The sequence below is a fragment of the Paraburkholderia phytofirmans PsJN genome (assembly GCF_000020125.1).
GTDB lineage: Bacteria > Pseudomonadota > Gammaproteobacteria > Burkholderiales > Burkholderiaceae > Paraburkholderia > Paraburkholderia phytofirmans.
Genome location: NC_010681.1, coordinates 2,277,855 through 2,298,584 on the forward strand (window position 1 = coordinate 2,277,855; position 20,730 = coordinate 2,298,584).

The window sequence follows — 20,730 nt, forward strand, 5'->3', positions numbered from 1 at the left end:
GGCGCGCTCAGGTCCACGGAATGTGAACCTTGTCGAGATTGCGGTCGAGCTGGTACGCCGCGCTGATCAGCGCGAGATGCGTGAGCGCCTGCGGAAAATTGCCGAGCGCTTCGCCGCTGGTGGCGACTTCCTCGGAAAACAGGCCGACGTGATTCGCGTATGCGAGCATCTTCTCGAACACAAGGCGGCCTTCGTCGACGCGTCCGGCGCGTGCCAACGCCTCCGCATACCAGAACGAACAGGCGCTGAAGCCGCCTTCGATGCCGGGCAAACCGTCGAGCGTCGTGCCGCGCGTGTAGCGGAAGATCAGCGGATCCACTTTCAGTTCGCTGCCGATCGCGTCGAGCGTGCCGAGCCAGCGCGGATCGGTCGGGCCGATGAAGCGCACGAGCGGCATCATCAACGCGGACGCATCGAGCCGTTGCGAATCCGGCGTCTGCACGAACGCGTTCAGCTCTTCGTTCCAGAAGTGCTCGTGGATATCGGCGTGGATGGCGTCGCGCGTGTCGAACCAGCGTTTGAGCGGCGCAGGCAGAGAACGCTTTTCCGCGAGACGTAGCGCGCGGTCCACCGTGACCCAGCACATCAGCCGCGAATGGAGCAGAGGCCGCAGGCCGTTGCGAAACTCCCAGATGCCGTGGTCCGGTTCGCGCCAGTGTTCGACGACATAGTCGACCGTGCGCGTGACGTCGCGCCAGCCGTCGTGCGAGATCGCGGCGCCGTACTTGTTATACAGATAGATCGCGTCGAGCAGCGCGCCGTACACGTCGAGCTGGACCTGGTCGCGCGCCGCGTTGCCGACGAGCGGCACGCCCGCCACGCCATTCCCGTTCGACAGCGCCGTGATTTCGGTTTCTTCAGGCGGCTCCTTGCCGTCGATGGTGTACATGACGTTCAGCGAGCCGTCCGAATCGCATAGCCGGCTGCGTCCGGCGATCCATGTCATGAAATGCCGCGCTTCGCCGGTATAGCCGAGACGCAGCAGCGCGTACACGGAGAACGCGGCGTCGCGAATCCATGTGAAGCGGTAGTCCCAGCGGCGCGAACCGTCGAGCGCTTCGGGGAGCCCGAAGGTCGGCGCGGCGACGATCGCGCCATGCTCGCTGGAACTTAGAAGCTTCAAGGTCAGCGCCGAGCGCATGACGACTTCGCGATAGCGGCCGCGATAGGTGGATTGCGCCGACCAGCTTCGCCAGTAGCGGATCGTATCGGTCAACGCCGCTTCGCAATCGAACGACTTTTCGCGCAAGCCTTCGGCATCGCCGAAAACGAAGCCGGCCGTCTCGCCATGGCTCAGCTCGAATTCTGCGTGCGCGGCGCCGTGGTCGAGCGCGAGCGGCAAGGTGCTGTTCAGGCGCAGTTGCGTGCCGCTTTCACTGCCGGCGTTGGCGGCGGCGTGGAAGTCCACGCCGCCGTTCTTATCGATGTGAGCCGTGTGCGCGCCGCGTGCATAGTCGAAGCGCGGCTCGCAACGCATCCTGAATGCCATGCGCCCATGCACGATCCGCACGACGCGGATCACGCAGTTGGGCAGCGGCGCGGCGGCATCGGCGCCGCTGCCGTCCTCGGGCACCGGCATGAAGTCCAGCAGCTCGCACACGCCCTCGGGCGTCATGAAGCGGGTCAGCAGGACGTTGGTGTCGGGCAGATACATCTGCTTGACGTTGGCGCCTTCGAATGTGGGTTCGATCGTGAACGCGCCGCCGCGCGACGGTTCGAGCAGGCCGGCAAAAATCGCCGGCGAGTCGATGCGCGGAAAGCACATGAAGTCGATCGAGCCGCGCAGCGAGACGAGCGCGGTGGTCTTCATGTTGCCGATCATGCCGCGGGCGTCGGTCGGCAGGGCGGGTCTCGGTGGAACAGGTCGTTGGTCCGGCATGTCTGCACACTCCGTGAAGCGAGCCGCGATGCGCTCATACGAAAACCCGTCAGCAACGCCCGTGCCGCGCAGTTCGCGCGGGCCGGGTGGGGATTGTTCGGACGCACGCAACAGTGTTTTCGGGTGGTGAGGCTGATCTCTCGCGCGTGATTGCGGATAATTTAACGATTGGTCAATCCGCAAAAATGTGCAGGTGATACATGTTCAACACTGTCTCAGGCCGCATGCCCGAACGGGGCGAGGCACCCGGGGCGCTCGCGGCGCGAAGCGCATTGTCGGGACGGGCCCGTGCCTTCATCGCGGGTGTGGTCGCGTGCGCGAGTCTGGTGGGCTGCGCCAGTTCAAGCGACGTGGTCGCCACCAGCAAAGCCAATACCTATACGGTCGCGGCCAGCGCGACAGGCGGACGCCTGGCGTGGGCCCGCGCGCATGAGCAGGCAATGAGCGAGGCGCGCGATTACTGCGAGCGTCGCGGCATGCAGACCAGCGTGACGAAGGAAACCGTCAGCGGCGTGCAAGGGCTGACGGAGCATGGGTCGTCGATGAGTTTTGAATGTCATCCGAAGTTTTAGGTGTGTTTTTCCAGGCGTGTTTTAAGCGCCGCCGTGAAGTCGGCAAGCAGACAACTTAGGCGTAAGAGCTCCGCGTTAGCCCGCGCCGATCACACATTCACCTCAACGCAGTTTCACTTCTTGTCGAACGTCACCAGGTTCTTGTCTTTCGTATCAGCCACGAAAATCGCCAGCAATCTGGCGGGTTCGGTATCGCTCGCGTTTTCGCTCACGGTGTGATGCACGCCGGGCTTCTCGGTCCAGTGTTCGCCGGCATGGTAGACGCGTTCTTCGCCGCTATTCACGCGGCTGCGGATCGCCCCCGACAACACGTAGCCGACCACGAAAGCCTGGCCGTGCCGATGCGGCGTCGACTTGCCGCCGGGCGCATACTCGACGACGAGCGCCGTCATCGTTTTGCCCGGCACGTTGGCGATCGCCTCGGCGAACGCGGGCGTGATCGTTTCGTGCGGCGCGCTTGCGTCAGCGGCGAATGCGGAGTGCGCGGTCAAGAGAAGGGAAAAGCTGGCGAACGTGGCCGCCGCGATCAATGTGCGGATTTTCATGCTGTAACTCCAGACAAAGCGTTAAAGGTTTCATCGCTCGAATCCGTTGGGGTCGACGCCCAGCTCGACGCCACCGCGTCCAGTTCGGCACGCGCGCGCTGAAGCGCTTCAATGCGCGCTTCAGGATTGGCAAATTGCAGCGGCTGGGCATCGACAAAGGTCGGATCGGCCACGCCGAGAAAGCCGAACGCGGCCTTCAGCGATGGCGTAAGCGCATCCATGGCTTCATAAGGCGAACCCGCGCGCAAATCCGCGCCGCGGCTCGTAATGAAGAGCACCTTCTGACGTGAAAGCTGACCGACCACGCGGCCGTCGTCCGCATTCACATAGGTCAGGCCCGTACGCGTGATGCTGTCGATAAACGCCTTGAATGCCGAAGGCATCGACCAGTTGTACATGGGCATGGCGAAGACGAATGCATCGGCGTCGAGCAGGCGTTGGCACAACGCATCCGAACCGGCCAGCGTCGCCTTCATGGCAGGCGTGCGATCCTGCGCGGCCGTGTACGTGGCGATGGCAAACGCCTCGTCGACATGAGGCGGAGTGTCGATCGCGACATCCAGATAATCGACTTCGAACTGCGCGCCTTCTTCGCGCAGGCGTTCCAGAAAATAGCGGCTCAATGCGCGGGAGTTTGATCGCTCGCGTTTCGCGCTGGCGTCGACGTGCATGATTTTCATGATTTCCGTCCTTCCGGGAGTGACTGGGTGGTTTAGCCTGAGAGCAGATTAAATGCTCGACTGGCTTTGTGAAATGACCGATTTTCGGGAATTCAAGGTAACCACTTCGACTGGCCCACGTAGCTGGCGCGAGAGGGAATAGGGCATCTAAATGAAACAGTCATATGCCGGAAGCGACTCTTGAGAATATCTGACTTTGCAGATAAAGTTAAACGCACTGAACAAGGGGGCACGAATGAACCACTACACGCCGGACAATTTCAGCCTGACGCTGAGCGTGGGTTTCTCGATCAACAAAGCACGCAACCTGTTGATCAACGAAATGGACGCCGCGTTGAAGGATCTGGACATTACGAGTCAGCAGATGGGCATTCTGCTGTCCATGCGCCGCGGCGTCGCCACCACGCCGTTCGAACTGTCGCGGCTGCTCGGCATCGACACGGGCCTGATGACGCGCATGCTCGACAAGCTGGAAATCAAGGGCTTGCTGGAACGCTCGCGCAGCATCGAAGACCGCCGCGTCGTCAATCTGAAACTGACTGATGAAGGCGAGGCCATCGCCGAGCGGCTTCCGGAGATTGCGCCGGTGGTGCTGAACCGTCGTCTGAAGAAGTTTACGAAAGCTGAATTCGAGGAGTTGCGCCGTCTGCTGAACAAGTTTCTCGCAGAGTAGGCGAGGCCGGCCAAACAGGCTGCGAACGCTCGCGGCAATTTTTTCAACCTTATATCTGACAAGTCAGACAATGAAACCACAGTTAATTCCACGGATAGCCGGCTCGCGAATCGCGAAGACCGGCGTGACGGTGATCTTCGCGGCCGTTTTGTCCGCCTGCGCGAATTACGCCGGTATCTCGAGCGACAAGCAGATGGCGCAGCCGCAGACCTACGCGACTCAACAAAGCATTCCGCAGGACAACGGTCACTGGCCGGCCGCCGATTGGGCGGACCAGTTCGGCGACGCGCAACTGAAGGCCTTGCTCGCTGAAGCGTTGAAGGGCAACCCGTCGGTCGAACAGGCTCGCGCTCGCGTCGCCGCGGCCGCCGCGTACAGCGACACGGCGAAGGCGAGCACCCTGCCGAAAGTCGGCGCGGACTATTCGTTGACGCGCCAGCAGTATTCGGGCACGGCGCTCGTGCCGCCGCCGTACGGCGGTTCGTGGCAAACGGAGAACAAGGGCTTGCTGTCCGCGTCATACGACCTCGATCTGTGGGGCAAGAATCGTGAAGCGCTGAAAGCCTCGCTGTCGCAGTTGCAGGCGACCCAGGCGGACGAGGAAGTCGTCAAACTGTCCCTCACGTCGGCCACGGCCCGCGACTACAACCAGCTTGCACGGCTCTATACGCTGCGTGACATCGCGCAGGAAGAAATCACGCAGCGCGAACAGATCGACCGCATTACAGCCGGGCGCATTGCAACGGGCCTCGACACGCAAGTGGAACGCAAGACCGCGCAGGCGAACCTCGCCACCAGCCGCGCGACGCTGGCTGCGATCGACGGCAGCATCGTCACGACGCGTTATCAGTTGGCCGCTTTGCTCGGCGCCGGACCGGATCGCGGTCTCGCCATCGCGCGCCCGACACTCGGCGTGGGCGACGAAGTGCGCCTGCCCGACAACCTGCCGGCCGATCTCGTGAGCCGCCGCCCGGACCTGGTCGCGGCGAAATGGCGCGTCGATGCACTCACGCACGACGTCAAGGAAGCCAAGGCCGAGTTCTATCCTGACATCAACCTGAGCGCCGCGATCGGTCTCGACGCGTTCGGTTTCGGCCGTTTTCTGACGGCGGCGAGCCGCACGGCGTCGGTCGGCCCGGCGATTCATTTGCCGATTTTCGATGGTGGTCAATTGCGCGCGCAATTGAAAGGGCGTTACGCCGATTTCGACTACGCGGTCGCCACATATAACCAGACGCTGGTCACCGCCTTGTCCGAAGTCGCGACGCAACTCGCGCAAATCCGTTCGACGGACGAGCAGCTGGCCGACGCGCAAGCCGCTCAGGAAGCCGCCCGCGGCGCCGATCAGTTGGCGCTCGTGCAATACAAGGCCGGCCTCACGAATCAGCTGACGGTGCTGAACGCCGACACCACGGCGCTCGCCGCCGACCAGCAGGTCGCGAATCTGAAGATGAACCGGCGCGATCAGCAGATCGCGCTGGCCGCAGCGCTCGGCGGCGGTTATGTCGATAGCGCCGCCTCCGTCGCCAGCAGCGGCGCCGCTGTTCCAGCCGCTTCCGCCCATCCCGTCGCCGCCGCGCGTTAAAGCGCCATCGCGACACTTTCCCAATCTGTCAGGACCCACATCATGAGCGACACGATCAAAACCAGCCGCACGGCGGCGGAAGCGGACCAACCCCTGCAAGCACAGGCTCCCACGAAGCGCAAACTGCTGCTTTCCCTGCTCGCCGCCACCGTCGTGCTGGCCGGCGCGGGCTACGGCGCGTACTACTACACGAGCGGCCGCTACTACCAGTCCACCGACGACGCCTACGTGAGCGGCAACCTCGTGCAACTGACGCCGCAAGTGAGCGGCACGGTGGTCGCGGTCAACGCCGACGACACGCAGATCGTCAAGCAGGGCGCGCCGGTCGTCACCCTGGATAACGCCGACGCGAAGGTCGCGCTGTCGAACGCGGAAGCAACGCTTGGCCAGACCGTGCGCCAGGTGAGCGGTCTCTACGTGAACAACGATTTCTACGCGGCGACCGTCGCGCAACGTCAGTCGGATCTGGCTCGCGCCAACGACGATCTGAAGCGCCGTCAGGCAGTGGCCGAAACGGGCGCTGTGTCCGGCGAAGACATCGCCCATGCCCGCGACGCCGTCAGCTCCGCGCAGGCCGCGCTCGACGCCGCGCGTCAGCAAGCCGAGGCCAACCATGCGCTGACCGACCGCACGTCGATCGAACAGCACCCGAACGTGCAGGCCGCGGCCTCGAAAGTGCGCGACGCCTACCTGAGCTACGCGCGCAACACGTTGCCTGCGCCCGTGACCGGCTACGTCGCGCGCCGTTCGGTGCAGGTCGGCCAGCGCGTCGCGCCGGGCACCCCGTTGATGGCGATCGTGCCGCTCGACGGCGTGTGGGTCGACGCGAACTTCAAGGAAGGCCAACTGCGGCACATGCGCATCGGGCAACCCGTCACGCTCACCGCGGACGTGTACGGTTCCAGCGTCAAGTATCACGGCCGGCTCGAAGGCTTTTCGGCGGGCACGGGCGCGGCCTTCGCCTCACTGCCTGCGCAGAACGCCACCGGCAACTGGATCAAGGTCGTGCAGCGTCTGCCTGCGCGAATCCTGCTCGATCAGAATGAATTGAACGCGCACCCGCTGCGCATTGGCCTGTCGATGGACGTGGAAGTGGACACGCACGAGGAAACGGGCCCGCAACTCGGTGCGGCGATCAACACCTCGTATCACACCGACGTATTCGCGCAGTACGGCGACGAAGCCGACGCGGAGATCGCCCGGATCATCGAGCAGAACATGCCGGCGAAGCACGAGCTGGCCGCGAGCCCCACGCAGAAAAGCACTGCACGCAAGGCCGGTTGAATCCACGACCACCGAGCGCTTTTTTTTCGCGCATTTAACTGATAAGTCAGATAGTTTTTTGCCTTCCTCGACAGGTGATGAAATGAATGGATCGACGCAGCCCGCCACGCTGCCGCCGCTGACCGGCGGCAAGCTGGTGCTGGCGACGCTTGCCGTGGCGCTCGCCACGTTTATGAACGTGCTGGACTCATCGATCGCGAACGTGGCGATTCCGACGATCGCCGGCAATCTCGGCGTCTCGGTGGACGAGGGCACGTGGGTGATCACGCTGTTCGCCGCCGCCAACGCCATCGCGATTCCGTTGACCGGCTGGCTCGTGCAGCGCGTCGGGCAGATCAAGCTGTTTGTCTGGGCGATTCTGTTGTTCGTGCTCTCGTCGTGGCTGTGCGGGATCGCGCCGACTCTGCCGGTACTGCTCGCCGCGCGGATTCTGCAGGGCGCGGTGGCGGGTCCGTTGATCCCGCTCTCGCAAGCCATTCTGCTCGGCTCGTATCCGAAGGAGAAATCCGCGACCGCGCTCGCCTTGTGGGCGATGACCGCAACGGTCGGCCCGATTGCCGGCCCGGCGCTCGGCGGCTGGATTACCGACAGCTACTCGTGGTCATGGATCTTCTACATCAACATTCCGGTCGGACTCTTCGCAGCCGGCGTGACGTGGGCGATCTACCGCACCCGCGAAACCCCGACGAAGCGCTTGCCGATCGACAAGGTGGGTCTGCTCTCGCTGATCGCATGGGTCGGCTCGTTGCAGATCATGCTCGACAAAGGCAAGGATCTCGACTGGTTCAACTCGCCGGTGATCATCGCCCTGACTGTGTTCGCGGCGATCAGCTTCGCGTTCTTCGTGATCTGGGAGTTGACGGAAAAGAATCCGATCGTCGATTTACGCCTGTTCGGCAAACGCAATTTTCTCGGCGGCACGATCGCGATTTCGGTGGCGTACGCGGTGTTTTTCTCTAACCTGGTGCTGTTACCGCAATGGATGCAGGAGTATCTGAACTACCGTTCCGTCGATGCGGGTCTGGCCACCGCGCCGCTTGGCATCTTCGCCGTCATTCTCGCGCCGGTCATGGCCAAGATCATGCCGAAGTCCGATGCACGGGTGCTGGCGACGCTGGCTTTTGTCGGTTTCGCCGGCGTGTTCTTCATGCGCTCGAACTACACCACCGGAGTGGACACGTGGACGCTGGTTTTGCCGACGCTGTTGCAAGGCATCCCGACAGCGCTCTTCTTCGTGCCGCTGACCGCGATCATTCTGTCCGGCCTCACGCCCGACCGGATTCCGGCGGCGGCGGGGCTGTCGAACTTCGCGCGGGTGTTCGCCGGCGCGGTGGGCACGTCGCTGGCCTCGACGGGATGGAACGACCGGACGATCCTGCATCATTCGCAACTGGCCGAGCAGACGAGCGTGAACAATCCGACTTACACGGCCGCGCTGGATGCGCTGCAAAGTACTTTGGGCGGCAGTCACGCTCAGGCGATGGCGTTCTTCGAGCGCTCGATGACTACCCAGGCGGCCATGCTCGGACTGAACGATATCTTCTGGCTGTCGGCGGTGATCTTCGTCTTGATCATCCCGCTGATCTGGGTGACTAAACCGGACCGCTCCAGTTCGGCCGCGGCGGCGGGAGCGGGTGGTCATTGAGGGCGGCCATTCAGGGCGGTACAGGCGGCGAGCGGCATGGTTACCCGTATTTACTATTGCCTGTTCGCCGCCTACGATAGATTCAGATTTCCGGCAAAAAAAACGCGTGAGCGTCATGGCTGAAATCCGATAGGCGGCTTATAGACCAACTTACAAACTAACTTATAAACCGGCTTGCAACGGGTTCAAGTCGAACCGATGCAAGCTTTCCGACAGGCATCGTCGATACATGAGCGAACTGGCTCGTCGCGGTGACCCGAGCGGAAGATCCGAGCGTAGCGCGCAACAGCGGTTGCCATAAAAATACCGCGCGGTTCGAGGTCTTCCGTTGTTCCTGTGCGTCTTACGGCACTAACGTCTTGCGGGAGAGCGCCATGATTCGCGCCGAACGTCGGATCGTATTCGCGGCCATTGCAGTGTTTGTCGCGCTGGGTGGCATGGCGACGGTCATTCACGGTGTGCTGTTCGACATTCGCAATGCCATGTTGTATGGCGGCATCTCACTGGTGCTCGGCGTCGCGGTGCTGGCGCTGATGCTGACGCCGCGACCGACGGATAGCTCCTGAAATCAGACTCGTAATCGCAAACTGAAATATTGCCGAGCCGACAAAAACGGCGCGCCACCGGGTTTCCGGTTGGCGCGCCTTTGAGCTTTGCATCGGCCGGCCCGTAACGCGCCGGCCGTTTGCGCGGATCGTTATTCCGCCGCGGCTCCGTGATTGCATCCCGCGTGATGGACGTGACCCGCCTCGCTGTCATCCCATGCCGAACCGAGAATGATCTTGCAGAAGTTCAGCCGCTTGTAGCTGGGATCTTTCATCTCCAGCACATCGGCTTTGACATTGCCGAACGTGGTTTCGGGCTTGCTGATCGTGCCTTGCGCGAACGCGTCGATGATCAGGTTCTTGAAGTCCTGCTCGCGCGGATGCGCGGCCACCACGCTGACCCGCTGCGCGTCGTCGAACTCGTGATACCGCATGCCGAGCACGTCCATCTCGACGCCCGCGGTCACCAGCGAAACCACCGGCTTCAGATGCTCCGGAACACCCGGCGTGGTGTGAAGCGCGATCGACAACCAGACCTGTTCGATGTCGTACTCGTTGACGTCATGGCTCTTGAGAAAATCGCGCGCGGCATTGGCGCCGTCGACTTCGAAGCGATCGGTCTTGCTGGCGTACCCAGGCGTAAGGCCCATGTCATGAAACATCGCGCCGATATACAGCAGCTCGGGGTCGTACGCGAGGTTGCGGCGCGCACCGGTCAGCGCACCCCACAGGAACACGCGGCGCGAGTGGTTAAACAGCAGATCGTTCTCGGTGTCGCGGACCAGATCGGTTGCGGCTCTTGCGAGACGGCTGTCTGGAATGTGGATGCCGGCTATGGTCGTACTCATCGAATTTCTCCTGGACAAAGATAGTGCCTCGTGAGGCGATGGACTTCGTGTCGTTCGGGCAATGTCCATGCAGCGGTGTCGATCGGTTCGCTGTGAGCACTGTCCGGGGATGTCCAAGTATCCGTCGGAGTCGTATCGGGATGAGTGGTAATCGACCGGCAAAGCGTGCCAGTGATACGCCGTTTTCTGCCATCCGCGCGCGTGGTTCGTAGCGGACGGCAATTCGCGGCGCGCCTCGTGCGCAGCCGCCGCTTATTTCGCGGCCGGTGCCGGCTTGCTGACGATCGGCGAGGCCGTTATCGAAGCCGGGTTCGATAAGTCGATGCACGCCGACGCGCGCGGGTCCGAACGTTGCTGCATCCAGGCAAGCCGCCGCGTGCTTTTAGCGCCCCGCGTATGTCCATTCCCGCTTTGGAGATTGTCATGACCGACACGCAACGTCCCACGCCACCTTTTCAGAACCAGCAGCAGGACCAGACACCCGGGCAAACCGCGCCCATGAAACCGCAACCGGATCACGGCGAGAAGTCGTATAAGGGCTCTGGACGTCTCGCCGGCAAGGCCGCCATCATTACCGGCGGCGATAGCGGAATTGGCCGCGCGGTCGCGATTGCATTCGCACGCGAGGGCGCCGACGTGCTGATTTCCTACCTCAACGAAGACGACGATGCGCGCGAAACCGCGCGCTGGGTCGAGGACGCCGGCCGCAAGGCGTTACTGCTGCGAGGCGACATCACGAACCCGGCGCATTGCAAGGAGATCGTCGAGCGGGCGTTCGAGGCGTTCGGCCGGCTCGACGTGCTGGTCAACAATGCGGCCTATCAGATGAGCTATCCGTCGCTCGAAGACATCAGCGACGAAGAGTGGGACAAGACCTTCGATACCAACATCGGTGCGATGTTCAGGATCACGCGGGCGGCGGTGAAGTATATGAAACCGGGTGCGTCGATCGTGAATACGTCGTCGATCAATGCGGATCATCCCAATCCGGGCTTGATCGCCTACGCGACCACCAAAGGCGCGATTCAGAATTTCACCGGCGGCCTTGCTCAATTGCTGGCGGAGAAGGGCATACGGGCGAACTGCGTCGCGCCGGGGCCGATCTGGACACCGTTGATTCCATCGACCATGCCGCCCGAGAAAGTCGAGAAATTCGGTGAGCAGGTACCGATGAAACGCCCGGGTCAGCCCGCCGAACTGGCCGCTGCCTACGTGATGCTGGCCTCCGACGAAGCCAGCTATATCTCGGGCGCGACGATCGCGGTGACGGGCGGGGCGCCGATTATCTGAGCCGATGAGCCGATGACGCGGGTTGCGATCCGCGTCGTGTCGCTTCGCGGCGCGGCCCGAGATTTGCTACTGCGTCGTTATTCCAGCGCTGCGTTTTACGCGCGGCATGCCGATTTCAGGTCCGTCGGCGGGGGCCATCAGGAGACATGAATGCGATCGACGACAGCTGTTGCCCAGCGAGCTCTTGTCGGCATTCCTTGCGTCGTTTTGACTTTGTCGGCCACGAGGGCTCAGGCGAGTCCGAGCGCGCCGCTCAACTATTTCCTTCACGCTGCGGGACCGGCCGCCGCGCCGACCATGCATTTAGGCTGGGCGATGGCGGGTGTTTCGGTCACCGTGACAGTCGTCATTGCAGGATTGCTGATTGCCGCGATCGTTCGCAAGCGTCCTTCGGCAGCGAGCGACTCGCTCGATGCCGAAGCCGGCGGCATGCGCTGGATTTACATTGGCACGGGCGTGTCGTCGGTGGCCTTGCTCGCGATGCTGGTCTATGTCCTCATCACGCTGGAGTCGGTTGCAACGCCTGCCACGCACCCCCAGTTGAGCATCACCGTGACCGCGTACGACTGGTGGTGGAAAGTCGACTACGCCGACGATCCCAATCCGGCGCGCAACTTCAGCACCGCCAACGAGATCCACATTCCCGTTGGCGAGCCTGTGAAGATAGCGTTGAAAAGCGCGGACGTCGTGCACGCTTTCTGGGTGCCGCAACTCGCGGGCAAAACGCAAGCGATCCCCGGCCAGACCAACGAGCAATGGTTCCAGGCCGATCGGGCAGGCATCTATCGCGGGCAATGCTCACAGTTCTGCGGCGCCCAGCATGCGCACATGGCTTTTGAAGTGGTCGCGCAGAGTCCTGCCGATTTCAACGCGTGGCGCGATGCGCAGGGACGAACGGCGGTAGCCGCAACCGACAGCAGTGTCGCCACGGGCCGCCGTCTGTTCGCCGAGCGCTGCGCCGGTTGCCACACGATTCGTGGCACGGATGCGAGCGGTCTGCAAGCGCCCGATCTCACGCATCTGAACTCGCGTCGCCTGATCGCGGCGGGTGCGCTGACCAATACCCCGGATCATTTACTCGACTGGGTTCAGCACGCCCAGTCGATCAAGCCCGAGGCGCTGATGCCGAGCATCGCGCTGAGTGCCGCCGACGCCGCCGCGCTGTCGGCCTATCTGGCCACGCTGCATTGAAAACTTAGCCGGCAATCAGGGAGCGTCTTTCAATGTCCGACCACGCGAGGCCAGATTCGACACCAGGCGTACGGCAAGCCGCAATACAAGGTGCGGCAACGCCACTCACGCGCACGCCGCGCTACGGCCGCGTCACGCCCGGCAGTGCCGAAGAAAAGCGTCTGCGCGAGATATGGGAAGCGCCGCCGGGTTGGCGCGGCTGGCTCTCGACGGTCGATCACAAGACCATCGGTCTGCGCTATCTGGTCACCGCGTTCATCTTCCTGCTGATGGGCGGCATCGAAGCGCTCATCATGCGCATCCAGCTGGCGCGGCCCAACGCGACGGTTCTCACGCCCGAACAATACAACCAGCTTTTCACCATGCACGGCGTGACGATGATTTTCCTCTACGCATTGCCAGTGTTGTCCGGCTTCTCGAACTATTTGTGGCCACTGGTACTCGGTTCCCGAGATATGGCATTTCCACGTTTGAATGCGCTCTCGTACTGGGTGTTCCTGTTTGCCGGCATCTTCCTGTATGCGAGTTTTCCGACGGGGCAGGCGCCGAATGCAGGCTGGTTCAATTACGCGCCGCTCTCCGGGCTCGAGTACAGCACCGGCCCGAATATCGATGTCTACGCGCTCGGCATGGTGCTGCTCGGCATCTCCACGACGGTCGGCTCGATGAACTTCGTGGTCACGCTGCTGCGGATGCGCGCGCCCGGCATGTCGCTGGACCGCATGCCGGTGCTGGTGTGGGGCACGCTCACGGCGTCGGGCGGCAATCTGCTGGCGGTGCCGTCGGTGAGCCTGGCGTTCTTTCTGCTGTGGCTCGACCGGCGCATCGGCACGCATTTCTTCGACGTGCTGAACGGCGGACGTCCGCTGCTCTGGCAACATCTGTTCTGGATCTTCGCGCATCCGTGGGTCTATGCGGTCGTGCTGCCGGCCATGGGCATCGTCTCCGATGCGTTGCCGGTATTTTGCCGGCGGCCGCTGGTCGGCTATGGGCCCGTCGCGCTCTCGACGGTCGCGACGATGGTGATCGGTTTCGTCGTGTGGATCCACCATATGTTCGCGACCGGGATTCCGGCGCTTGCGTTGTCGTTTTTCGGCGCGGCCAGCATGGTGATCGCGATTCCCAGCGCGGTCGCCACCTTCGCGTGGATCGCGACGATCTGGACCGGCCGGCCGGTGTTTCGCGTGCCGTTCCTGTTTTTCGCAGGCTTCGTGTTTCTGTTCGTGGTGGGCGGCGTGTCTGGCGTGATGACCGCAGCCGTTCCGTTCGACTGGCAGCTCACCGACACGTACTTCGTGGTCGCGCATCTGCATTACGTGCTGCTTGGCATCAACGTGTTTCCGGTGATCGGCGGCATCTATTTCTGGTTTCCGAAATTCACCGGCAGGATGATGAGCGAACGGCTCGGCAAGCTCGGTTTCTGGGTGCTGTTCGCCGGTTTCAATATCGCCTTCTTTCCGATGCATATCGCAGGGCTGCTCGGCATGCCGCGGCGCATCTATACGTATCCCGCCGACATGGGCTGGAATACGGTGAATCTCGTTACGTCGCTGGGATCGTTTCTGTTCGCGGCGGGCGTGTTGATTTTCATGATCGATCTGCTGGTCAGCCTGAAGCGCGGCAAACCGGCCGGCGACAATCCCTGGGACGCGCCCACGCTCGAATGGTCGGTGAGTTCGCCGCCACCGCCGTACAACTTCGCGGTAGTGCCGACGCTGGCGAGCCGTCATCCGCTATGGGAAGGCCGTATCGAGGAGCCGGGCGTCACGCTTCACACGCGCTCGCAACTGCATGAAGGCTATCTGCTCGCGCAAGGCCGCGAGGCGCTCGGTACGAGCGCTCTCGAAGCGAATCCCGACGTGATCCTGAAGATGCCGGGCGATTCGTATGCGCCGTTCTGGCTTGCGGTGTTCGCGACGCTGGTGTTCGCGGGACTCGCGATGAGCGCGTGGACATTTGCAGGCGCGATGCTGATGGGGTGTGCAGTGTCGATCATCGTCTGGCTGTGGCCCGAACGTGCGTTGATCCAGCGCGCGCCGGCCACGGTTCATGACGCGGGGGGAAAGTGACATGAGCGACGCCGCCGATTTGAGCCAGACGTCCGCCCAGCCGGCCGAGCCTTTGCCGATCGGCAGCGCGGGCGAACGTTCGGGCGGCTGGTGGGGCTGCCTCACACTGATCGCAACCGAAGGCGCGTTGTTCGGATACCTGATCTTTTCATATCTCTATCTGGCCTCGCAGAGTACGCAGCGCTGGCCGCCTGAAGGCCTGCCGAAGCTCGGTCTCGGCATTACGAACACGGTGATTCTGTTGTCGAGCAGCGTATTCGTCTGGTTGTGCGAGCGTTGTGTGAGGCGCAGGCGCTTGAAGTGGGCCGTGGCCTCGATGGCGCTGGGCGTCCTGCTCGGTATCGTATTCGTGGGCATTCAGTTGCTCGAATGGCACGATCATCCGTACGGGCTGACGACGCATCTGTATGGCTCGCTGTATTTCACCATCACGGGATTCCATATGGCGCACGTCGTAGTCGGGATCGTCGTGCTGCTGTTTTTGCTGTTGTGGACCGCGCTCGGCTATTTCGACGAGAAACGTTGCGCGGCGCTGACCATCGGCGGCCTGTACTGGCATTTCGTCGACGTCGTGTGGTTGTTCATCTTCAGCACGCTGTATCTGACGCCTTACCTGTTTCGGAATCTGTCATGGCCGGCAACATGAAGCCGCCACTGGGCGTCGAATCGTCCGCCGCTTCGGCCGTGTCCATGCGACATGTGCTGGTCGGCCTGCTGGTCGCGCCGTGCGCATGGCTCGCGCAGATGATCATCGCCGAGACGCTGGCCGCGCAGAGTTGTTATCCACTCGATCAGCCGCTGGCGTCGCCGGCGTTGCCGTGGATGAGGCCGTCGCTCGTCGTCATCAGCGCGCTATGTCTCGCGGCAGGTGCGTTCGGCGCGCTGACGGCCTGGCGAAACGTTCGTCGCCTTGAAGCGGCGAAAGAGGGCGCCTCCGGCGGCGTAGGCCAGAGGCGAAGCGGACTCGACGCTTTCCTGACACGCATCGCGATGATGTGCAGTGGGTTGTTTCTGTTCGCGTTGATTGCAACCGATATCGCATTGGCGCTCGTGTCGCCGTGCAAGTGGTGGTGACGATGCGCGCGCGTAATCCGTTTGTTTCATCAGGCCGCGAAAATGCGCATAGGCGATGGCTTCGGCATGGCCCACGCGTTGCCGCCGCGACGCTCGCCATGACCCTCGGCGCGCTTGCCTCCAGCTACACAGCAGCCAGCGCCGCACCCGGCAGCGCAACGTCAGCCGATACCGCGCAGATCGCGCGCGGCGCCTATCTCGCGAAGGCCGCCGACTGCGCAGGCTGCCATACGGCCGCGCCACGCGTCGTGCGGCCCGGCACGGCGCCGATTCCGGCGGCGCCGTTCGCCGGCGGTCTCGGCATGGCCTCGCCGTTCGGCACGATCAATTCGTCGAACATCACGCCGGACCCGCAGGCGGGTATCGGTCTCTACAGCTACGACGATTTCGCGCATGCACTGCGCGACGGCGTTGCGCGCGGCGGCAAGCGGCTTTATCCGGCGATGCCGTACCCATCGTTCGCGAAGATCGACGATGACGACATGCACGCGCTCTACGCCTATTTCATGCATGGCGTGCGGCCGGTCGCCACGCCGGCTCCGCCAACCCGATTGCCGTTCCCATTCAACCAGCGCTGGGCGCTCATGTTCTGGGACTGGGCGTTCGTGCCGGGCGAGCGTTTCAAGCCGGAAGCAGGGCGCGACGCGCAATGGAATCGCGGCGCGTATCTCGTGCAATCGTTGGGTCACTGCGGCGCGTGCCACACGCCACGCGGGCCGGCTTATGAGGAACGCGGCTACACCGAGGCGAGTCCGCTTTATCTGACCGGCGGCACCAACGATCACTGGTTCGCACCGAACCTCACCGCCGACACCGGTTCGGGCCTGGGCCGGAGCTCCGCGGAGGATATCGCCGCTTTCCTGAAGCACGGCCACGGCGGCGGCCTGGTCACGTTCGGCAGCATGGTTCAAGTGGTGGAAGACAGCACGCAGTATCTCGACGATGCCGACCTCGCGGCCATCGCCACGTATCTGAAGAGCCTGCCGCCGCGCGCTCAGAGCGGACACTTCAATGCAGGTTCGCGGGGCGCGCTGCAGAGCGTGGAGGCGCTGAAAACAGGTGAACTCGAGCGGCCGGGCGCGGGAATCTATGCAACGTATTGCGCGCGCTGCCATCAGTCCGACGGTGCGGGCGTGCCGCAAAAATATCCGCGCCTTGCGGGCAATCCGGCCGTGCTCGCTCCGCAAACGACCTCGTTGGTGCGTTTGCTCGTGGAGGGCGGGGGCAGTCCGAACACGGATGGCGGCCCTGAGCCGCGCAAGATGCCGGCCTTTGCGGACAAACTGACCGACAGCGAACTCGCGCACGTTCTGACTTTTATCCGCAACACGTGGGGCAATGCGGCAGAACCGGTCACGACTCGTGACGTGTCCGCGGTGCGGCATGCCTTGCACAAATAGCGGCCGCGGAAGGCATGCATGTAGCGTCGGCAATTGCGCGATCGCTTATCAGCGTGCGCGGCTCACTTTTTCACCGAATCAGGAGGAATCGGGTTTTTGTCCTGAGACGAGTCGAGTGTGTTCTCCGATGCCGGATGCCGCCGCTTTTCCTTTGCGTCTTGCGCGCTTTGAGCGGTGTCTTTTAGTGACGCGTCGCTCCTGGCTGCTTCGTCAGAAAGGGGCTTGCGATGCCCTTGGTGTTCCGCGGCATCGTCCGGGGTCTGTTGAGCGGTGTGCTTCATGGTTTGCCTCACTTAAAAGACGACGGCGTCGGCCGAGCCGTCATGACACCTGGTCTATTTGTCGTGATGGCCGGGCAGCACCGCGCCGAGCACCTGTTTGGCCGTCTCGACGATCACGTTGCCCTGGTCCGGGTCGCCCTTCATCAACGTCGACGCGAACGCCTTGGCTTGCGCGAGCGTGATATGCGGCGGCAAGGGCGCGATATTCGGATCGGCTTTGACTTCGATCACCACCGGGCAATTCGCGGCGAGTGCTTCGTCCCACGCCGCGCCCATCTGCTCGGCGTCGTCGACATAGATGCCCTTCAGGCCGATCAATTCGGCAAACTTGTGATAGGGCACCGAGGGAATATCCTGCGATGCCTCGAACTTGGGATCGCCTTCCATCGCGCGCTGCTCCCACGTGACCTGGTTGAGATCGCCGTTGTTCAGCACCATGCAGATCCAGCGCGGATCGGCCCAGTTTTTCCAGTACTTCGACACCGTGATCAATTCCGCCATGTTGTTCATCTGCATTGCGCCGTCGCCGACCAACGCGATCACGGGCCGTTCGGGATAGGCGAACTTGGCGGCGATCGCGTACGGCACGGCCGCGCCCATCGACGCGAGTCCGCCGGACAGGGAACACATCATGCCGCGCTGCACCTTCAGGTCGCGGGCGTACCAGTTCGCGCACGATCCGGAATCGCTCGTGACGATGGCGTTGGCGGGGATGCGTTTGGACAACTCCCACACCGTGCGCTGCGGATTGACCGCGTCCTTGCCGGGTTGATGCGCGCGCTTCTCGAGCGTCTTCCACCAGTCGGCGGTCCAGCCTTCGATCTTCTTGCGCCACGCGCGGTCCGGCTTGTCTTCGAGCAGCGGCAGCAACGCGCGCAGGGTTTCGACACTGTCGCCGACCAGGTTCACTTCCATTGGATAACGCAGGCTCAGCATGTCGGCCTTAAGGTCGATCTGCACGCCGCGGGCCGCACCTTCTTTCGGTAGAAACTCCGCATAAGGAAAGCCCGAACCGATCATCAGCAACGTGTCGCATTCGGTCATCAGGTCGTAGCTCGGCTTGGTGCCGAGCAGGCCGATCGAACCCGTGACCCAAGGCAGATCGTCGGGCAGGGCGGCTTTGCCGAGCAGCGCCTTGGCGACGCCGGCACCGAGTTTTTCGGCGACGGCGATGACTTCGTCGGTGGCATGCAAAGCGCCGGCGCCGACGAGGATCGCGACTTTCTTGCCGGCGTTGAGGACATCGGCGGCTTGCTGGAGATCGTCGGGATAGGGCACGAGACGCGGCGCGCGGTAGCCCACGCCTGAATGCAGCGTGCCGTGCTTGCGGCCGGGGGCTTCGTAGGGGAGATCCTGCAGATCGTTGGGCAGCACGATAGCGGTGACCTTGCGCTCGGAGAGCGCGACGCGCACGGCACGGTCGACCAGATGGCGCACCTGAGCGGGAACACTGGCCTGTTCGACGAAGGCGCCGGCGACGTCCTTGAACATCGAGACGAGGTCGAGTTCCTGCTGATAATGGCCGCCGAGGGCCGCGCGAGCTTGCTGGCCGGCGATGGCGAGGACCGGCATGTGATCCATCCGCGCGTCGTACAGACCGGTAATCAGGTGGGAGGCGCCGGGCCCCGAGGTGGCGATGCACACACCGAGCTCGCCGGTAAATTTCGCGTGCGCCGCGGCCATGAAGGCAGCCATTTCCTCGTGACGGACCTGGATGAATTCGATCGGAGCCGGCGCTTCGTTGTCTTTGTCTTTGCGATGTTTGCAGGCTTCGGTCTGGGCGCGGTTGAGGGCCCCGAAGACGCCGTTGATGCCGTCGCCCGGATAACCGTAGATGCGGCGAACGCCCCAGGCATGGAGCCGTTCGATGATGAAATCGCCAACGGTGTCGGCCATCACTCTCTCCTTGAAAACGATTAGAAGCGGCGACGTTCCCGGCGATGCAGCGGTGCGCTCCCGCCGTTCGTCGCGTATTCCTGCTTCGCCTGTCGCAAGTCCCGTTCCGCGGTATTGCAGGCTGTAATCGTCAAGGATGGTGTTCGATGAGCGCGTCCTGCGCGCGACACGCGGCGCCAGTTATTTCACTGACCTTCCGCGGTCGACCTGCGAACCGCTGCCGTTTCCGTGAACTTCAGATCGCGGCGCACGCTCCGCCTCCTGGCTGATGAGGTGCGGCGAGGAGAGGGTGAGGACGTAGCAGCGGGGCGCCCGCTTTCCACGAGTTGATGAGACAGCGCTTCGAGCTTTTTGCGAAGGAGTTCGCTCGCCGCTATCTGTTCGTCGAGCGCAATTTCCCGCGACGCCAATTCTCCTTCGACGTCCGCACAGCGTGTCAACGACGTCGCCAACTGGGTTTTCGCCGCAGCAAGGGCATCACGCAACTGGTCTCGCTCCACTTGATGCGCGGCTTGAGCCTCGGCCATCCGATCGGCGGCGGCTTGCAGCTCCTGGCGCGTCTGGCGCGCGGCCGTTCGCTCGCTGTCGATCTCGAGAAGCGCCCGCTTTTCAGTCGCGGCGAGACGCTGTTCGCTTTGATTGTGCATGACACGCAGCTTGCTCAATTCGTCGGCGAATTCCCGTCTGGCATCCGACAGCGCCGTGGAGGCGGTCGCGCTTTCCTTTCTGGACTGCGCGAGTTGCTCGGTCAGCATGGTTCTGGCGGTTTCCAGTTCGACCAGGCGAGCGCGCAGTTTCGCGTTTTCAATCCGGACGTCGGCCGCGTCGCGCGATGTCTGCTCGGCAGCAGCGAGCGCCGTGTCGCGTTCCGCGGCCAACCGTTGTGCGTGTTCGCGTGCCTTGGCAATTTCGCGCTGGGCGTCCTGCCTGAAGGATTCCAGCGCCGCATTCGCCGCGTCGCCGGATAGCCGCCAAAGCGTCGCCGCCAATTCGCCGGCAGCCGTTGCGACTTCGGCTGGCAAATCCGGCTGCCCGACGTCGACCCGCGTCTTGTCTCTGACTTCGGTCCAGAAGTCTCGCAAGGCTTTAGCCGGCGCGCTCATGCTGCCTTTGCGAACCAGTTGATAGAGCTTGTTCGCTGTCGGCGTTTCTCCGTAGCGGAAGAACATCAGCGCGCAAACCTCACGGTAAAGCTCCTGCGTGTCAGGGACGCGTTCACGCAGCGCTTCAATGTCGGCTTCGAGAGGCATGGGAGTCCTTTGGCGGCTGATTC

Annotated in this window: 19 protein-coding genes; 12 read left to right on the top strand and 7 right to left on the bottom strand. The window is 63.0% G+C overall.

Annotated elements, in window-relative coordinates; genetic code table 11:
• Positions 1 to 7: 7 nt before the first annotated feature.
• Entirely contained in the window at positions 8 to 1,879 is a 1,872-nt protein-coding gene (locus tag BPHYT_RS10000; RefSeq protein WP_012433021.1) for a glycoside hydrolase family 15 protein, read from the bottom strand.
• 200 nt (positions 1,880 to 2,079) lie between these two features.
• Between BPHYT_RS10000 and BPHYT_RS10005 the strand changes: the two genes are divergently transcribed.
• Entirely contained in the window at positions 2,080 to 2,451 is a 372-nt protein-coding gene (locus BPHYT_RS10005) for a hypothetical protein (protein ID WP_012433022.1), read from the top strand.
• A 113-nt stretch (positions 2,452 to 2,564) separates the two neighbouring features.
• Here the strand turns inward: BPHYT_RS10005 and BPHYT_RS10010 are convergent, their stop codons facing one another.
• Positions 2,565 to 2,996, bottom strand: a complete 432-nt coding sequence (locus tag BPHYT_RS10010) for a cupin domain-containing protein (protein WP_012433023.1) — start codon at positions 2,994 to 2,996, stop codon at positions 2,565 to 2,567.
• Complete coding sequence (locus BPHYT_RS10015) at positions 2,993 to 3,676, bottom strand: FMN-dependent NADH-azoreductase (RefSeq protein WP_012433024.1); 684 nt, start codon at positions 3,674 to 3,676, stop codon at positions 2,993 to 2,995. The genes BPHYT_RS10010 and BPHYT_RS10015 overlap by 4 nt, the downstream gene beginning before the upstream one ends.
• A 235-nt stretch (positions 3,677 to 3,911) precedes the next feature.
• Here BPHYT_RS10015 and BPHYT_RS10020 point away from each other — a divergent pair, with 235 nt between their 5' ends.
• The 5 genes from BPHYT_RS10020 to BPHYT_RS10040 all read left to right on the top strand — a co-directional run bounded on the left by BPHYT_RS10020 (position 3,912) and on the right by BPHYT_RS10040 (position 9,429).
• Positions 3,912 to 4,349 carry a MarR family winged helix-turn-helix transcriptional regulator gene (locus tag BPHYT_RS10020; RefSeq protein ID WP_012433025.1) on the top strand — a complete coding sequence of 146 codons (438 nt, stop codon included), beginning with the start codon at positions 3,912 to 3,914 and terminating at the stop codon, positions 4,347 to 4,349.
• Between the two features lie 70 nt (positions 4,350 to 4,419).
• Positions 4,420 to 5,934: an efflux transporter outer membrane subunit gene (locus BPHYT_RS10025; protein ID WP_012433026.1), complete on the top strand. Its 1,515-nt coding sequence runs from the start codon at positions 4,420 to 4,422 to the stop codon at positions 5,932 to 5,934.
• Positions 5,935 to 5,976: 42 nt separating this feature from the next.
• A complete protein-coding gene (locus BPHYT_RS10030) occupies positions 5,977 to 7,218 on the top strand; it encodes an HlyD family efflux transporter periplasmic adaptor subunit (RefSeq protein WP_012433027.1) in 1,242 nt (413 codons plus the stop codon).
• Positions 7,219 to 7,300: 82 nt separating this feature from the next.
• Complete coding sequence (locus BPHYT_RS10035; RefSeq protein ID WP_012433028.1) at positions 7,301 to 8,863, top strand: DHA2 family efflux MFS transporter permease subunit; 1,563 nt, start codon at positions 7,301 to 7,303, stop codon at positions 8,861 to 8,863.
• Positions 8,864 to 9,237: 374 nt separating this feature from the next.
• Positions 9,238 to 9,429, top strand: a complete 192-nt coding sequence (locus tag BPHYT_RS10040; RefSeq protein ID WP_012433029.1) for a DUF2964 family protein — start codon at positions 9,238 to 9,240, stop codon at positions 9,427 to 9,429.
• A 131-nt stretch (positions 9,430 to 9,560) separates the two neighbouring features.
• Here the strand turns inward: BPHYT_RS10040 and BPHYT_RS10045 are convergent, their stop codons facing one another.
• Complete coding sequence (locus BPHYT_RS10045; RefSeq protein ID WP_012433030.1) at positions 9,561 to 10,256, bottom strand: HD domain-containing protein; 696 nt, start codon at positions 10,254 to 10,256, stop codon at positions 9,561 to 9,563.
• Positions 10,257 to 10,679: 423 nt separating this feature from the next.
• Here BPHYT_RS10045 and BPHYT_RS10050 point away from each other — a divergent pair, with 423 nt between their 5' ends.
• The 6 genes from BPHYT_RS10050 (at position 10,680) to BPHYT_RS10075 (ending at position 17,280) form a co-directional block, all read left to right on the top strand.
• The gene (locus tag BPHYT_RS10050; protein WP_012433031.1) at positions 10,680 to 11,546 is read left to right on the top strand and encodes an SDR family oxidoreductase; all 867 of its coding nucleotides are present in this window, start codon (positions 10,680 to 10,682) and stop codon (positions 11,544 to 11,546) included.
• Positions 11,547 to 11,696: 150 nt separating this feature from the next.
• Positions 11,697 to 12,737, top strand: coding sequence for a cytochrome c oxidase subunit II (gene coxB, locus BPHYT_RS10055; RefSeq protein ID WP_012433032.1), 1,041 nt, complete (start codon positions 11,697 to 11,699; stop codon positions 12,735 to 12,737).
• A gap of 32 nt (positions 12,738 to 12,769) precedes the next feature.
• Complete coding sequence (gene ctaD / locus BPHYT_RS10060) at positions 12,770 to 14,806, top strand: cytochrome c oxidase subunit I (RefSeq protein WP_012433033.1); 2,037 nt, start codon at positions 12,770 to 12,772, stop codon at positions 14,804 to 14,806.
• 1 nt (position 14,807) lies between these two features.
• Positions 14,808 to 15,452, top strand: coding sequence for a cytochrome c oxidase subunit 3 (locus tag BPHYT_RS10065; RefSeq protein WP_012433034.1), 645 nt, complete (start codon positions 14,808 to 14,810; stop codon positions 15,450 to 15,452).
• Positions 15,437 to 15,880 carry a hypothetical protein gene (locus BPHYT_RS10070; protein WP_012433035.1) on the top strand — a complete coding sequence of 148 codons (444 nt, stop codon included), beginning with the start codon at positions 15,437 to 15,439 and terminating at the stop codon, positions 15,878 to 15,880. Before BPHYT_RS10065 ends, BPHYT_RS10070 begins: the two co-directional genes overlap by 16 nt.
• Before the next feature lie 98 nt (positions 15,881 to 15,978).
• Positions 15,979 to 17,280: a c-type cytochrome gene (locus tag BPHYT_RS10075; RefSeq protein WP_012433036.1), complete on the top strand. Its 1,302-nt coding sequence runs from the start codon at positions 15,979 to 15,981 to the stop codon at positions 17,278 to 17,280.
• Positions 17,281 to 17,342: 62 nt separating this feature from the next.
• On the opposite strand, the gene BPHYT_RS10080 is transcribed toward BPHYT_RS10075, so the two are convergent.
• The 3 genes from BPHYT_RS10080 to BPHYT_RS10090 all read right to left on the bottom strand — a co-directional run bounded on the left by BPHYT_RS10080 (position 17,343) and on the right by BPHYT_RS10090 (position 20,707).
• A complete protein-coding gene (locus BPHYT_RS10080) occupies positions 17,343 to 17,561 on the bottom strand; it encodes a hypothetical protein (protein WP_012433037.1) in 219 nt (72 codons plus the stop codon).
• 54 nt (positions 17,562 to 17,615) lie between these two features.
• Positions 17,616 to 19,457, bottom strand: coding sequence for a thiamine pyrophosphate-requiring protein (locus BPHYT_RS10085; RefSeq protein WP_012433038.1), 1,842 nt, complete (start codon positions 19,455 to 19,457; stop codon positions 17,616 to 17,618).
• Between the two features lie 185 nt (positions 19,458 to 19,642).
• Entirely contained in the window at positions 19,643 to 20,707 is a 1,065-nt protein-coding gene (locus BPHYT_RS10090; RefSeq protein ID WP_012433039.1) for a DNA-binding protein, read from the bottom strand.
• Positions 20,708 to 20,730: the final 23 nt, after the last annotated feature.